At 75.8% G+C, this 13,839-nt stretch carries 13 protein-coding genes and 1 pseudogene; 7 read left to right on the top strand and 7 right to left on the bottom strand.

Features of this window, described 5'->3' with window-relative positions; all coding sequences use genetic code 11:
• Positions 1-23 precede the first annotated feature (23 nt).
• The 3 genes from C9F11_RS34170 (at position 24) to C9F11_RS34160 (ending at position 3,447) form a co-directional block, all read left to right on the top strand.
• Positions 24-1,289, top strand: a complete 1,266-nt coding sequence (locus C9F11_RS34170; RefSeq protein WP_138963019.1) for an MFS transporter — start codon at positions 24-26, stop codon at positions 1,287-1,289.
• Entirely contained in the window at positions 1,289-2,275 is a 987-nt protein-coding gene (locus C9F11_RS34165; RefSeq protein ID WP_212767848.1) for a hypothetical protein, read from the top strand. The genes C9F11_RS34170 and C9F11_RS34165 overlap by 1 nt, the downstream gene beginning before the upstream one ends.
• A gap of 86 nt (positions 2,276-2,361) precedes the next feature.
• The gene (locus tag C9F11_RS34160; RefSeq protein ID WP_138963017.1) at positions 2,362-3,447 is read left to right on the top strand and encodes a S1 family peptidase; all 1,086 of its coding nucleotides are present in this window, start codon (positions 2,362-2,364) and stop codon (positions 3,445-3,447) included.
• Positions 3,448-3,488: 41 nt separating this feature from the next.
• Here C9F11_RS34160 and C9F11_RS34155 read toward each other — a convergent pair whose 3' ends face one another.
• On the bottom strand, positions 3,489-3,956 hold the full coding sequence (locus C9F11_RS34155; RefSeq protein ID WP_138963015.1) for a hypothetical protein: 468 nt from the start codon (positions 3,954-3,956) through the stop codon (positions 3,489-3,491).
• 467 nt (positions 3,957-4,423) lie between these two features.
• Here C9F11_RS34155 and C9F11_RS49985 point away from each other — a divergent pair.
• Positions 4,424-4,738 (top strand): annotated as a pseudogene (locus tag C9F11_RS49985) (alpha/beta hydrolase); the annotation flags it as partial.
• A 607-nt stretch (positions 4,739-5,345) separates the two neighbouring features.
• Here C9F11_RS49985 and C9F11_RS34145 read toward each other — a convergent pair.
• The gene (locus tag C9F11_RS34145; protein WP_138963011.1) at positions 5,346-5,831 is read right to left on the bottom strand and encodes a phospholipase; all 486 of its coding nucleotides are present in this window, start codon (positions 5,829-5,831) and stop codon (positions 5,346-5,348) included.
• A gap of 357 nt (positions 5,832-6,188) precedes the next feature.
• On the bottom strand, positions 6,189-6,728 hold the full coding sequence (locus C9F11_RS34140) for an FABP family protein (protein WP_138963009.1): 540 nt from the start codon (positions 6,726-6,728) through the stop codon (positions 6,189-6,191).
• 433 nt (positions 6,729-7,161) lie between these two features.
• Here C9F11_RS34140 and C9F11_RS47615 point away from each other — a divergent pair, with 433 nt between their 5' ends.
• The 3 genes from C9F11_RS47615 (at position 7,162) to C9F11_RS34125 (ending at position 11,379) form a co-directional block, all read left to right on the top strand.
• Positions 7,162-7,587 (top strand): nuclear transport factor 2 family protein, encoded by a 426-nt coding sequence (locus C9F11_RS47615; protein WP_171075914.1) that lies wholly within the window; start codon positions 7,162-7,164, stop codon positions 7,585-7,587.
• 70 nt (positions 7,588-7,657) lie between these two features.
• Entirely contained in the window at positions 7,658-7,996 is a 339-nt protein-coding gene (locus C9F11_RS34130; RefSeq protein WP_138963004.1) for a nuclear transport factor 2 family protein, read from the top strand.
• A 95-nt stretch (positions 7,997-8,091) separates the two neighbouring features.
• Positions 8,092-11,379 carry a BTAD domain-containing putative transcriptional regulator gene (locus C9F11_RS34125; RefSeq protein WP_171075913.1) on the top strand — a complete coding sequence of 1,096 codons (3,288 nt, stop codon included), beginning with the start codon at positions 8,092-8,094 and terminating at the stop codon, positions 11,377-11,379.
• Between the two features lie 35 nt (positions 11,380-11,414).
• On the opposite strand, the gene C9F11_RS34120 is transcribed toward C9F11_RS34125, so the two are convergent.
• Genes C9F11_RS34120 through C9F11_RS34105 form a run of 4 tightly spaced genes read right to left on the bottom strand, consistent with a single transcriptional unit; the run spans position 11,415 to position 13,814 of the window.
• Complete coding sequence (locus C9F11_RS34120) at positions 11,415-11,732, bottom strand: AzlD domain-containing protein (protein WP_138963000.1); 318 nt, start codon at positions 11,730-11,732, stop codon at positions 11,415-11,417.
• The gene (locus C9F11_RS34115) at positions 11,729-12,457 is read right to left on the bottom strand and encodes an AzlC family ABC transporter permease (RefSeq protein WP_138962998.1); all 729 of its coding nucleotides are present in this window, start codon (positions 12,455-12,457) and stop codon (positions 11,729-11,731) included. The genes C9F11_RS34120 and C9F11_RS34115 overlap by 4 nt, the downstream gene beginning before the upstream one ends.
• Entirely contained in the window at positions 12,454-13,383 is a 930-nt protein-coding gene (locus tag C9F11_RS34110; protein ID WP_138962996.1) for a branched-chain amino acid transaminase, read from the bottom strand. Before C9F11_RS34110 ends, C9F11_RS34115 begins: the two co-directional genes overlap by 4 nt.
• Positions 13,380-13,814, bottom strand: a complete 435-nt coding sequence (locus C9F11_RS34105; protein WP_138962994.1) for a nuclear transport factor 2 family protein — start codon at positions 13,812-13,814, stop codon at positions 13,380-13,382. Before C9F11_RS34105 ends, C9F11_RS34110 begins: the two co-directional genes overlap by 4 nt.
• Positions 13,815-13,839: the final 25 nt, after the last annotated feature.

Genomic DNA, 13,839 nt, shown 5'->3' with positions numbered 1-13,839 from the left:
CTTGGAGCGTCAGGAGTGTCTCCATGTATCTCGCACAGACGCGGGCGGCCGACGGCGCCCGCCCCCGGGCCGACCTGCCGCGGGCACACGGCGCACGGGCCCGGGTGCCCCCCACCGTGCTCGCGCTCGGCACGGTCAGCCTCGTCACCGACGCGTCGGCCGAGATGGTCACCGCGGTCCTGCCGCTGTACCTGATGTACGGCATCGGCGTCGGCTATCTCCAACTCGGCGCCCTGGACGGGCTCTACACCGGCGCCACCGCCCTGCTCCGGCTCGTCGGCGGCTACGCGGCGGACCGGCTCGGCCGCCCCAAGGCCGTCGCCGCCGTCGGCTACGGCCTGTCCGCCCTCACCAAGCTCGGCCTGCCCTGGGTCGGCACGTCGGCAGGCGGCGTCGGGCTGCTGCTCGCCGCCGACCGCACCGGCAAGGGCCTGCGGACCGCGCCCCGTGACGCGCTCATCACCGGCGCCACGCCCGAGGAGCACCTGGGCCGCGCGTTCGGCGTGCACCGGGCGATGGACGCGACCGGTGCCCTCCTCGGCCCGCTCCTCGCCTTCGCCGTACTGCTCGCCGTCCCCGGCGACTACGACGCGGTCTTCGTGGTGGGCTTCTTCCTCGCCCTGGCCGGGGTGGTGCTCCTGGGCGTCTGCGTACGGCCCGACCGCGTGCCGCCCGTGCCGGGCAGGGCACGGGTCACGCGCGCGTGCCTGACGGCGCTCGGTGCCCGGGACGTCCGCGGGGCGGTCCTCACCTCGGGGCTCCTCGGCCTGGTCACCGCCGGTGACATGTTCCTGTACGTCGCCCTCCAGCAGCGGATGGCCCTGCCCGCGCGGGCGCTGCCGCTCCTTCCGGTGGCGACGGCGCTGGTGTTCACGGTGGCGGCGGCGCCGCTGGGGCGGCTCGCCGACCGCGTCGGCCGCCGGCGGCTCTTCCTCGCCGGGCACGGGGCACTGCTCGTCGCCTACGGATGCGTGGGCGCCGCACCGGCCGCCGTGGCGACGGCCGCCGTGGTCCTCGTCCTCTACGGGCTGTTCTACGCCGCCACCGACGGCGTGCTGATCGCGCACGTCGGGCCCCGGCTCCCGGCGCGGGCGCGGACGACCGGGCTCGCGGTCGTCCAGACCTCCCAGGCCCTCGCGCGGGCGGGCGGCGCGGTGGCCTTCGGGGCGGTCGCGGCGACCGCGGGCCCGGCCCCGGCCTTCGCCGCCTTCGCGCTGGCCCTGCTGGTCGTCGTGGCGGTGGCCACGGCCCTGCCCCTGCCCCTGCCCCTGCCGAGAAGGAGGAAGTGATGACGCGCGCACGGACCTTGCTCGGCGTGCTGCTCACCGGTGTGCTGCTCGTGACGGCCACCGCGTACGTCCTGTGGCGGCGCGGCGAGGCGGCGGCCGTCCAGGACGGGCTGCACCTGCGCCTGGACCGCCACGGGACCGTGGTGTACGTCGACCGCGACCGGGTCCGGCAGCTGACGCCGCGCGGCGCGGCGGTCGGCGACGGCCCCACCTGCGGGCGCGCGGCCACCGCCCGGTCCACCCTGATCTGCGTGCGCGCCCGGCCCGGACCACTGTCCGCGCAGGCCGCGCAGGTCCGCGTGTACACCGACGGGGCGCGCGAGCCCAAGGTCACGCTGCCCGTGTGGGGCGCCCCGAGCCGGGCCCGCGTCGCGCCGTCCGGGCACCTGGTGACCTGGACCGTGTTCCGCACCGGCGACTCGTACGCCGTGCCCGGCCGGTTCTCCACCACGGCGGGCATCTACGACCTGCGCGACGGCCACCACTACGGTTCCCTGGAGGACTTCGAGCCGTTCGTCGACGGCGAGCGCTACCGGGAGCAGGACGTCAACTTCTGGGGCGTCACCTTCGCCGCCGACGACCGCACCTTCTACGCGACGATGGCCTCCAAGGGCCGCACCTGGCTGATGCGGGGCGACCTCGTCCGGCGCACCCTGACCGCGGTCCGCCGCAACGTCGAGTGCCCGTCCCTTTCGCCGGACGGCCGGCGCATCGCGTACAAGAAGCGTACGGGGCAGGGGCGTTGGCGGCTGCACGTGCTGCGCCTCGGCGGCGGTGCGGCCGGGGGCGGCCCGGCCGTGCGCGGGGACGTCGCGCTCGCGGAGACCGCGCACGTGGACGACCAGCCCGCGTGGCTGGACGACGACACCCTCGTCTACGCCCGTCCGGTCGACAGCATGCCCACGCTCTTCACCGTTCCCGCCGACGGCTCCGGCCGCCCGCACCGGCTCGCCGCGGGCTCGTCCCCGACCCCGGCCACCGGCTGACCGCTCTTCCCGTCTGCCCCTTCTCCCCTCCCCCTTCTTCCCCGATCGTCCTTGCTCTTCCACTCCCACCCCCACGGAGGATTGTCATGTCTAGGTCTACTCAGCCGTCCCGGCGTGCGGTGATCGCCGGGTTCGGCGCCGCCGCCCTGCTCGGCACCGCGGCGGCGGTGCCGCACGCGACGGCCTCGCCGCGGGCGGGCGCGGACGCGCCTCAGCGGCTCGCCGCCCCGGCGGCCGCGGCACTCGCCGGGGCCCTGCGGGACGAGCTCGGTCCGCGCTCGGCGGGCAGCTACTACGACGCCGCGCACCGCGCCCTCGTCGTCAACGTCCTCGACCGGGCGGCCGCCCGGCAGGCCGAGGAGCGCGGCGCCCGGGCCCGCGTCGTGCGCCACTCGCTGCGGGAACTGGGCACCGCCCAGCGCGTCCTGGAGCGGCGGGCCACGATCGCGGGCACCGCGTGGTCGGCCGACCCCCGGAGCAACCGGGTCGAGGTCGTCGCCGACCGCACGGTCACCGGCGCCGCGCTCGCCCGCCTGCGCGCGGTGGTCGACGGGCTCGGCGACCGGGCCTCGCTGCGCCGCGTTCCGGGCGAGCTCGCGCCGAGCCTCTCGGGCGGGGACGGCATCCGGCGCAGCGGCGGCGGCTGCTCGCTCGGCTTCAACGTCGTCAAGGACGGCAAGCCGTACTTCCTCACCGCGGGCCACTGCGGCAAGGCGGGCTCCACCTGGTCCCCGGCGAGCGGTCCGGCGGTGGGCACCATGGAGGACTCGCGCTTCCCCGGCGACGACTTCGCCCTGGTGCGCTACACCGCGGACACCGCCCACCCCAGCGAGGTCAACCTCTACGACGGCACCGCCCAGCCCATCACCAAGGCGGGCGAGGCGATCGTCGGCCAGAAGGTCCGGCGCAGCGGCAGGACCACGCGGCTGCGCGGCGGTGAGGTGACGGCGCTCGACGCCACCGTGAACTACCAGCAGGGCACGGTCAAGGGCCTCGTCAAGGCCGCGGTCTGCGCGGACCGGGGCGACAGCGGCGGCTCGATGTTCGCGGGCGACACCGCGCTCGGCCTGACCTCGGGCGGCACCATAGGGTGCGGCGGCGGCCGCAAGGGGCCCATGTACTTCCAGCCCGTCACCGAGGCCCTCACGGCGTACGGCGCGGGCATCCACTGACGGGGGGCGGGGCCCGCGGATCACCGCGGGCCCCGGCCGGGCTACTTCCAGTCGCCGCACCACACGTAGGCGCCCGCGCTGTTGACGGAACACGCCCTGATCTTGAGGTCCTTGATCTTCACGCGCGGGTCGGTGTGCAGATTCGTGTGCACCCCGCTGTCGCTCGTGTCCTTGACGCTGTTGAGGGTACGGACGACCGGCTTCCAGGCGCCGCCGCTCAGGACGGAGTAACCGGCCTCGATGCGGGAGTCGTTGCCGTCCCCCCGCTTGATGTCCCACAGGTTGCCGTAGACGGCGCCCTTGCCCTCCTCCCAGTCCACGCGGGCCACGATCCGCGCGCCCTCGGTGCCGTAGTTCGGGGTGATCACCTGCCGGGAGTTGGCGTACTGGACCTCCCCCGGCACCCAGTGCTCGGGCGCGGCCGCCGCGGGCGACACCAGGGTCACGGCCGCGAGCGCGGCTCCGGCCAGCGGCGCGAGGACGCGCGCGGACACCTTGGCGAACTTCATGGATCCCCCTTCTCCGCCCCGGATCGCGGGGCCTGTGATGCACGGGCGGCCCACCCAAACACGCGGCCACCAGGCTTGTCATCGGCTCTAGGGGGCAACGCACCTGTCACCGTGCCGATCTCGCCACCTAGGGGTCGGGGAGGGGTTCGAGGCCCGCCGCACCGAGCGTCATCCCCGGCTGTAGCCCCACGGGTGTACCCGGGCGCCGGGAGTGTCAGCCAGGGGCCGATGGCCGCTCGCCCGCCCGTGCCCAGCGTGAGGGCAGCGCTTCACGACGCTCCTGTCGTGAAGGGACGCCGGTCGAAAGGTCCTCCGTGAGACGCACGTTCCTCGCCGCCTGCGCGGTCCTCGCCGCCGCGCTCACCGTGTCCGTCCCCACGGCGGCGGCCCGCGCCGAAGCCCCGGCGCCACCGCCGCGCGCGGCCGCGCCGGAGCTGCCCGCGCCCACGGGGAAGCGGCCGGTCGGGATGGCCTCGGTGCACCTCAAGGACGCGGACCGGGCGGACCCTTGGGTGCCCGGACAGCGACGGGAGCTGATGGTCTCCGTCTGGTACCCGGCCGCGAAGCCCTCGGGCACGCGTGCCCCGTACATGACGGCCGACGAGTCGAGGACGTACCTCGAAGCCCACGCGGAGGACCTCCCGCCCCAGGTGCCGAGGGACGTCCTGAGCACGGTGGTGACCCACGCCACCGTCCGGGCCGTGCCGGTGCGGGCGCGCGGCGGGCTGCCCCTGGTCGTGCTCTCGCCGGGCTTCGGCATGCCCCGGGCCACCCTGACGGGCCTCGCCGAGGAGCTGGCGAGCCGCGGCTACGCCGTCGCCGCGATCGGGCACAACTACGAGGCCGGCGGCATCGCCTTCCCCGACGGGCCCCCGACGACCTGCGTGGCGTGCGCGCACCGGGACCACCCCGAGGTGGGCGCGGTGCGGGCCGCCGACGTCTCCTCCGTCCTCGACGAACTCACCGGCGGGCGCCCGGCGTGGCGCGGCGGCCCGCGCCTGGACCCCGGCCGCGTCGCCATGGCCGGACACTCGGCGGGCGGCTTCAGCACGGCCCCCGCCATGCTGCGCGACGCCCGGGTGCGGGCCGCGGCCACCATGGACGGCACCTTCCACTTCCCCAACGACACGCCCCTCGACCGGCCGCTGCTGATGCTGGGCAGGCCGAGCCACGTCCCCGGCGGCCCGGACCGGACCTGGGACGAGACCTGGAGCGAATTCACCGGCTGGAAGCGCTGGTTGACCGTGGACGGCGGGGACGGGACGCGCCCCTGCTCGCCGGGCCCTCGGCCCGCTTCCCCGAGGCGCGGTTCCACCGGCCCTAGGGGAGCGAGCTCGCCCGGGGCGGTGTGCGGGGCCGCGAGGGCGGGCCCGCACCGCACCCGCCGGGTCAGGCGGCCGACTCGGTGTGCGTCGGCGCGACGCTGCCGAGCTTGTCGACGGCCTGGTAGTACGTCCAGGCCGTCGCGTCGCAGGCGGTCTTCTTCGCACCGCTGTAGTTCGCGCAGACTCTCTTCAGATCGGCGTAGAAGGCGCTGTCGATCCGCGCCTTGTTGGCGCTGAAGGTGCCCATCTCCTTGTAGTTGCGGTAGCCGAAGTCGTGCCGGGCGCAGGACGTCTGGAAGGGGAAGCCGAAGGGGTTGTCCGGGGACGAGGAGCAGTAGTCCGTGGACCAGTTGAACTGGTACGCGCTCCACGCGCCCTGGTTGGCGCGGGCCGCGGCCCAGGCGTTGTAGCTGCCCGCGTCGGTCTGCGTCCAGCTGCTGAGCACCTGCGCCTTGTCCGCCGGGACGGCGGAGGCCGGGGCGGCCGCGAGGCCCGTCCCGAGCGTGAGGGCGGCGGCGCTCACGGCCAGGGTGGCAAGTCGACGACGCATGAGGGGTCCTCCTCTGTGCGGGCCCGTGACGGGCCTCTTGTGGGGGGGGCGTGCCACGGCACCGCGCCCCGAGTGCGCGGTGCCGCCTGCTCATTGACGACCCCTGACCTGACGGCCAGGGGTCGTCCGCACCGCGCGGGCCTTGCGACCTGATGGCCGGATGGCTGCGTCGGCATGTGAGCTATACGACACGGGAGTTGGCTTGAAACCTCGAACCCGCCCGCGCGCGGCACGACCGCGCGCACGCCCCCGCCACCGCCCCGAGCACGGCGTCTTGTCGGCCAGGACAGCGGCGGCCACCGCTTCCCGGGCCGCGTTCGGCTGTCCGGTGCACGGTGGCCGCGGCGTCCTCGGCGGCTAGCGGGCGCGGCGCAGCGTGGCCGAGAGGTGGTGCTGGAGCGGCTGACCGACCGCCGCTAGGTCGTGGGTGAACGTGAGCGTGCCGTCGTCGGCCAGGGCGTAGCGGCGGCGGGTGGCGTCGACGCGTTTGGCGGTGGGCGTGAGGGCCACCTGATGGGTGGAGACGTCGACGGTGCGGTCGGCCGCGACGCCGGTCGCGACCTCCACGATGCCGGTGGGCTGGGAGATGACCGCCTCCACGTGGCCGTCGGCCTGGAGCCGCCACCAGCCGCTCTCCCGGGCCGCCGGGCGCAGCGGCGCGCCGTCGGCGTCGAGGATCCAGGCCCGGGCCTCGTACCGCAGGAAGGGCCGGCCGTCGTGGCGGAAGGTGACTTCCTGCGCGTACGCGAAGTCCCCGTCGAGCGTGGGGTATCCGCCGTCGCCCAGGCCGTGCCAGGTGCCGAGCAGCTCCGTCACGGGCGCGAGCAGCGGGTGCGGCGCGGGGGCGTCGTCCGGTCGGTGGGCGTCGGGGAACGGGAGGTCCGGTACGGGCTGCATGGCGGTGTGCGCTCCAAGGTCGGTACGAGGGCCGGTACGGGGGCCGGGGCGAGGATCGGTCCGAGGGCCGGTGCGAGGTCGGGACCACAGGCTAGGGCGTCGCCCCCGCGATCCCCGTCAGCCCGTCCGCCGGTGCGGCGGTACGGCGGTACGGCGGTACGGCGGTACGGCGCCCCGTCGGCCGCGCGCCGGAGAGCGGCCCCGCCACCCGTCCGGCGCGGTACCCCCGGACGGGGGTACCCCCTGCCCCCGGCCCCCTCCGTCACCTGCTGACACGCGGGGCCACCCACGGTGCACCGCCAACTCGTGGCGCGAAACCGGCGACTGCCTTACGCTCCCCGCCACAGGCGCACCACACTGGGACTCCACGACCAGCAGCGGGGCCGGCCGTGCGGCCGGTCCTGCCGTCAGCGACAGACGAGGAGTTGGTGAGATGTCCACGCACTCCCCCGAGGCGTCCGCACGGGCCACCAGAGAAGTGATCGACGCCTATCTGGCCCGGCTCGCGGACCGGGACCTGGACGGTGCGGTACGGCTGTTCGCCGAGTCGGCGGAGTTCCTCGCCCCCGGCTCCCCCGCGGTGCCGTGGTCGGGCCACCACACCGGACACAAGGGCGTGGCGCACTTCTTCGCCACCCTCCACGAGTATCTGCAGCCGGAGGAGTTCACCGTCACGCACATCGTCGTCGACGGCGAGCACGGCGTGATCATCGGCCATCTGCGGGACACCGTCAAAGCCACCGGCAAGCCGCTGACCACGCCGTTCGCCGCGCACCTCACGGTCGTCGACGGCCGGGTCGCGCGCTACCACCTGTTCGAGGACACCCACGCCCTGCACCGGGCCGTCACCGACGGCTGACCGGCCGCCCCGCGGCACCACGGCAGGCCCCGGTCGGGCACCACCAGGAACCACCAGGAGAGCACCGGAGATGACCTCCTCCAGCGGCAGGCCTTCCCACCCGGCGGTACGCGCCTTCGTCGACGCGGTCAACGCCCAGGACCAGCAAGCCCTCTGGACCGTCCTCGCCGAGGACGCCACCGTGATCGACGTCGGCACCGAGCGCGACCTCCACGCGTGGGTGGAGCGGGAGCTGTTCTCCTCGCACGCGCGGATGGAGGTCGTCCGCGAGTCGCCCGACGGCCTGTCCGTGAGCGCCCGCTTCCACAACGACATCTGGAACGACATCGACACCGCCTGGGAGTTCACGGTGTCGGACGGCGTGATCCGGCGCTTCGTCACCGGCCCCGACGAGTCCGGGTCCGGTTGAGCCGGAACACGATCAGCGCCGCAGCGGCAACCGGACGGGGGCGGAAAAGCGACCACAAGAGCAGGGACCGCCAACCGGGAAGCAGAGGGAGTCGAGTGAGCCGCATCTCGGAGCCCCAGGAGGCGCAGGCGCCGAAGGAGTCGGTGCGCATCCGGCTCCTCGGCCCGGTGAGCGTGGAGGTCCAGGGCCGCCACGTGGGCCTCGGACCACAGCAGCGCGCACTCCTCGCGGCCCTGGCGCTCGCCCGCGGCCCGGTCAGCACCTCGCGCCTGGCCGAGCTGCTGTGGGAGGGCGAGATCCCCGACGGCGCGGTCAGTTCGCTGCGCACCCACGTCCTGCACCTGCGCCGCATCCTGGAGCCGGGCCGGCGGGCCACCTCCGGCTTCGAGGTCCTGGTCAGCGCGGGCGCCCGCAGCAACACCAGCTACACGCTCCAGGTGGCCGACGGACAGGTCGACGCGCTGCGCTTCGTCCACCTCACCGACCGGGCCCGCAAGGCCGCGGCCGACGGCGACGCCCCCGCCGTGGTCACCCTCCTCGACGAGGCCCTCGCGCTGTGGACGGGGCCCGCGCTCGAAGGGGTCAGCGACCGCAGCTTCGCCCTCGCCGAGACCGACCGCCTCGAAGAGCTGCGCCTGGTGGCCCGCGAGGACCGCGTCGACGCCCTCATCGAACTCGGCCGCTACGAGGCGTCGCTGGCGGAACTCACCACCCTCGTGCGGGCGTTCCCGCTGCGCGAGCGGCTGCGCCGCCAGCTGATGCTGGCGCTGTACCGCTCGGGCCGCCAGGCCGACGCCCTCGCCGCGTACCGGGACTTCTACCAGCTCCTCGACGACGAGGTGGGGATCGAACCGGGGCGCCAGCTCAAGGAGCTGCACCAGCGCGTCCTGGTCGGCGACCCCGCCCTCGCCCCCGAGCGCTCCCCGGCCCCCGCGGCACCGCCCGCCGCGCGTCCGGTCCCCCGCCAGCTGCCGCCCGACGTGGCCAGCTTCACCGGCCGCGCCGACCAGCTGCGGGAGCTCGACACCCTGCTCTCGCGCTACGACACGGGCCCGGGGCAGACCCTGGTGATCTCCTCCGTCTCCGGCATGGCGGGCGTCGGCAAGACCGCCCTGGCCGTGCACTGGATGCACCGGGTGGCCGACCGCTTCCCCGACGGCCAGCTCTACGCGAACCTGCGCGGCCACGCCGCCGAACCCCCGACCACGGCCGACGAGGCCCTCGGCCAGCTCCTGCGCGCGCTCGGCGTCGGCACCGGGCACCTGCCGGAGAGCACCGACGAGAAGGCCGCCCTCTACCGCTCGCTCCTGGCGGGCAAACGCGTCCTGATCCTGCTCGACGACGCGGCCGGGCTCGAACAGGTGCGGCCGCTGCTGCCCGGCTCGCCGACCTGCTTCGTCGTCGTCACCAGCCGCAACGACCTGCGGGGCCTGACCGCCTTCCACGACGCCCACCGGGTGAGCCTCGCGGTCTTCGCCGAGGACGAGGCGCTCGCGCTGCTCGGCCGCGTCATCGGCGCGGACCGGGTGCGGGGCGAGCCGGAGGCCGCCGCCGAGGCCGTCCGGCTCTGCGGGCTGCTGCCGCTGGCCGTACGGATCGTCGCGGCCCACCTCATCGGCGACCGGCATCTGCCGATCGCGCGGATCGTCGGCCAGCTGCGCGCCGACCGCCTGGGCGAACTCGCCCTCGACCAGGAGCGGCACACCGGTGTGCGCAGCGTCCTCGCGCTGTCCTACCGCTCCCTGCCCGCCCCGGAGCGCGAGGCCCTGCGGCTGCTCGCGCTCGCCCCGGGCCCCGAGGTGTCCGTCCCCGCGGCGGCCGCCCTGACCGGCGCGGCGGTGCCCGCGACCACCCGCCTCCTCGACCAGCTGGCCGCCCGCAGCCTGCTGGAGACGCACCGGCCCGGCCGGTTCCACCTGCACGCCCTGGTGCGCCTGTTCGCCGGGGAGCGGGCCGCGGCCGAGGACGCGCCGGCCGTGCGCGACGACGCCGTGGGCCGCCTGCTCACCTGGTACCTGGGCACCGCCGAACAGGCCGCCTGCCGTCTGTACGGCACCTTCTACTCCTGGTACGCCGCCCGGCCGCCGGAGCCCGACGGCTCCCCCACCGCGCCCCTGGCCTTCAGGAGCGACGCCGCGGCCCGGGCCTGGCTCGACGACGAGCGGCCCGCGCTGCTCGCCTGCGCGCAGCACGCGGTGCGCCACGGGCCCCGCCCGTTCGCCTGGAAGTCCGCCCTGGCCGTGCACGGGCACCTGATGGAGCACGGCAGACGCACCGACTGGCTGCGGGCCGCGCACGCGGGCCTCAAGGCGGCCGAGGCCGAACACGACGACCACGCGCGGGCGGTGATGCACTGGAGCCTGTGCTACGTCCTGTGGGAGCTGGCCCGGCACGAGGAGGCGCTGGAGCACAGCGCCGCCGCCGACGAGCTGTTCGCGCGGGCCGGGCAGCCCGTGGAGCGGGCGGGCGCGGTCCTCGGGCTCGCCGCGTCCCACCGCGAGCGCGGCGCCCTGGACCAGGCGGTCCGCGACGCCGAACGGGCCCTGGCCCTCTACCGCGAGGGCGCCCAGCCCGCCGGGGAGGCCTGGGCCCTGTTCCTGCTCGGCCGCGCCCGGCTCGACCAGGGCCGCCTGGACGCCGCGCGCGGGCACTTCGCGGCGGCCGGGGCGTGCGCCGAGGCCTCGGCGGACCAGCACACCGTCATGCTGTCGCTGTGGGGCCGCGCGAGCGTGCAGCACGCGCTCGGCGCCCTGGAGGAGGCGCAGCGCCTGCTCACCCGGGCGCTCGCGGTGGACGGCAGGCTCCTCGCCACGTACGCGGCGGAGGGCGCCCTCAACGCGCTCGCGGTGGTCTGCCGCGACCTCGGCGACCCGCGGCTCGCGCTCAAGTACGCCGTCGACGCGCTCGGCGTCACCCACCGCACCCGCCGCCGCCTGGTCGAGCCGGACGCCCTCAACACGATCGGCACGGTGCTGCTGCGCCTGGACGACGTGCCCGGCGCCCTCGACCACCACCGGCGCGCCCTGGACGCGGCCCGCGCGGCGTGCTGCCGCAGGGCCGAGGCCGAGGCGTGCCTCGGCCTCGCCGCCGTGCACCGGCAGCTGGGCGAGAGCCGTGAGGCCCTGGCGTGCACCAGGCGGGCGTTGAGCACGGCCCGGCAGGCGGGGCTCGGGCTCGCCGAGGGTGCGGCCCTCACCGAGCTCGCCCGGGTCCACCTGGCCCTCGGCCAGCACGCCAAGGCCGCCCGGGCCGCCGAACGCTCCGCGCGCCTGCACCGGGCCACCGGCCACAGGCCCGGCCTCGACGAGGCCCTGGAGGTCGCCGCGGCCGTGGAGCGCGCCGGGGCCGCGGCCGCCGGGCCCCCGGAGGCCGGCGCGGGCTGAGCGCGAGCGCGGCACCGCCACCGCCTCGCCGGGCCTCACCCGAGCGCGCGTACGCCCGCCGTGACCGCGGCGGCCACCAGGACGACGAGCGGTACGGGCGCCTTGAGCCGCCAGGCCACCAGGGCTCCGGCGAACCCGGCGACGCGGGCGTCGAAGGTCATGCCGTGCGCGCCCGCCGAGCCCACGAGCTGGGTGACGACCAGGACGGCGAGCAGCGCGGGCGTCAGGTACTCCACGAACCGCGGGAACCAGGCGGGCAGTTCGCGGTCGCCGAGGACCAGCGAACCGGCGCCCTTGATGAGGAACGTGGTCACCACCAGGGCGCCGACGACGATCCACGGGTCGTTGCTCACGGCTTCCTCCCGGCCCGCCAGGTCCACCCGACGGCGACGAGGCAGGCCACGGCGATGGCGGAGTCGGGCACCGCGACGGCGGTGAGGACGGCGGCGGCCACCGCCGCCGTCGCGGCCGCCGACCGCTTGCGGGCGGTGCCCAGATGGGGGGCGAGCAGCAGGAAGAACAGCACCGGGGACACCGCGTCCAGGCCGTAGTTGAGGACGTCCACCGCCCGGAAGGGCCCGATGGCGCCCGCCAGGGTGCCCAGGACCCAGCCGAGCCAGAGCACCACGCCGGAGGAGAGCAGCCGCACCCGGTCGAACCGTCCGTCGGCGTCGCTGGCGATGGCCCAGGACTCCTCGATCACCAGCTGGGACTCGACGGCCCTGCGCGCCCGGCCGCCGCGCAGGGCGGGCAGGATCGCGAAGCCCATCACCAGGTACCGCAGGTTCAGGAGCGTCCCCGCGACGGCCGCGGCCGCCCAGCCGCCGCCGTTGACGATCACGGAGACCGCCGCGAACTGCGAGGAGCCCACGAAGACGAGGCCCGACATCGAGGTCGCGGCGAGCGCGGAGAAGCCCGCGCCCTTGGCGAGGACGCCGAAGGACACGCCGAAGGCGAAGATCGCCACGGTGAAGGGCACGGCGGCCCGCGCCCCCTCGGCCCAGGCGGCCCGCCGCCCGCCGTCCGTGCCGGGGCCGCGGGAGGACCGGGGGGATCCGGTGGATCCGGAACCGGTCATCCGGTGTCGCTCGACGCGGCCGCCGGGGCCGGGGGCGCCGCGCGGTCGCCGTCCCCGGCCCGTACGGCGCGCGCGTACGCCTCGGTGAGGGCCCCGCCGACCTCGCCGAGCGGGAAGGTCCTGTCGTCGATGCCGGTCACCGGCTGGACCTCGTACGCCGTGCCGGTCAGGAACACCTCGTCGGCGCGGTCGAGTTCGGCCGGGTCGAGGTGGCGCTCGACGACCGGGAGGCCGAGGTCGCGGGCGAGGCCGATGACGGTGCGCCGGGTGATGCCGTCCAGGACGCACTCGGGCGGCGGGGTGTGCAGCTCCCCGTCGCGCACCAGGAAGAGGTTGGCGCCGGTGGCCTCGGCGAGGCGGCCCCGGTGGTCGAGGAGCAGCGCGTCGTCGAAGCCCGCCGCCTCCGCCTCCTGCCCGGCGAGGGCGCCGACGGCGTACAGGGCGGCCGCCTTGGCGCGGATCGGCGCGGTGTCGGGTGCGGGGCGCCGCCAGCGCGAGGTGCCGAGGCGGATGCCGCGCGGCCCGTCGGTGAAGATCCGCGGCCAGGGCCAGGCGGCGACGGCGAGGTGGACGCGGTTGTCCGGGGCCACCAGGCGCAGGGTGTCGGCGCCGCGCCAGGCGACGGGGCGCACATAGCCGTCGGTGAGGCCGGCGGCGGCGACGACCTCGCGCGTGACGGCGTCGAGCTCGTCGGCCGTCCAGGGCAGTTCGTAGCCCAGGTGCCGGGCGGAGGCGACGAGCCGGGCGCTGTGGTCGTGGAGCGCGAAGACCCGGCCGTCGTAGACCCGTTCGCCCTCGAAGACGCTGCCGCCGTAGTGCAGGCCGTGGCTGAGGACGTGGAGGCGGGCCGCGCGCCAGGGCACGAGGGCGCCGTCGACCCACAGGACGCCGTCCCGGTCGTCGAGCGGCGGGGCGGCGCCGGTCACGTGGCGAACCCGCGGTCGGCGTAGGGGAACCCTTCCAGCTCGTTCGCGGCCCGGGTGTCGTCGCGCGCGGAGGCGTAGTAGATGCGGACCTCGTCGATCAGGCCGGTGTCGTCGAAGCGGTAGACCTCCGCGCCGCGCAGGACCTTGCCGAGCCTCGGTTTGAAGGCGGTCCACTCGCAGACGGCCGTGCGGGTGTGCTCGTCGGCGTAGACGGCGTCCACGGCCCAGTGCGAGTCGTTGGCCCGTACGTCGGCGCCCCAGCGCTCCACGATCGGGTCGATGCCGTGCACGGGCCCGGACATGCCGTGGGCCAGATAGTGCACGACGTCTTCGGACAGGCACGCGGCGAACAGGTCGCGGTCGACCTTGTTGCACGCCTCGAAGTACTGCCGCACCGCGGCCTCCATCGCGGCCCGGTCCAGTTTCCCCATGGCGGTACGCCCTTTCGTGGCTCGG

It is taken from the genome of Streptomyces sp. YIM 121038, from assembly GCF_006088715.1.
GTDB lineage: Bacteria > Actinomycetota > Actinomycetes > Streptomycetales > Streptomycetaceae > Streptomyces.
Note: the sequence above shows the minus strand (reverse complement) of the source record. Positions and strands in the feature narration are given on the sequence as shown.

What these genes read in the sequence shown, in the direction of transcription:
- C9F11_RS34130 (WP_138963004.1), top strand. Translation starts at nt 7,658, where the DNA reads ATGACCTCCTCCAGCGGCAGGCCTTCCCACCCGGCGGTACGCGCCTTC.
- C9F11_RS34145 (WP_138963011.1), bottom strand. Translation starts at nt 5,831, where the DNA reads ATGCGTCGTCGACTTGCCACCCTGGCCGTGAGCGCCGCCGCCCTCACG.
- C9F11_RS34105 (WP_138962994.1), bottom strand. Translation starts at nt 13,814, where the DNA reads ATGGGGAAACTGGACCGGGCCGCGATGGAGGCCGCGGTGCGGCAGTAC.
- C9F11_RS34170 (WP_138963019.1), top strand. Translation starts at nt 24, where the DNA reads ATGTATCTCGCACAGACGCGGGCGGCCGACGGCGCCCGCCCCCGGGCC.
- C9F11_RS34140 (WP_138963009.1), bottom strand. Translation starts at nt 6,728, where the DNA reads ATGCAGCCCGTACCGGACCTCCCGTTCCCCGACGCCCACCGACCGGAC.
- C9F11_RS47615 (WP_171075914.1), top strand. Translation starts at nt 7,162, where the DNA reads ATGTCCACGCACTCCCCCGAGGCGTCCGCACGGGCCACCAGAGAAGTG.
- C9F11_RS34115 (WP_138962998.1), bottom strand. Translation starts at nt 12,457, where the DNA reads ATGACCGGTTCCGGATCCACCGGATCCCCCCGGTCCTCCCGCGGCCCC.
- C9F11_RS34165 (WP_212767848.1), top strand. Translation starts at nt 1,289, where the DNA reads ATGACGCGCGCACGGACCTTGCTCGGCGTGCTGCTCACCGGTGTGCTG.
- C9F11_RS34155 (WP_138963015.1), bottom strand. Translation starts at nt 3,956, where the DNA reads ATGAAGTTCGCCAAGGTGTCCGCGCGCGTCCTCGCGCCGCTGGCCGGA.
- C9F11_RS34160 (WP_138963017.1), top strand. Translation starts at nt 2,362, where the DNA reads ATGTCTAGGTCTACTCAGCCGTCCCGGCGTGCGGTGATCGCCGGGTTC.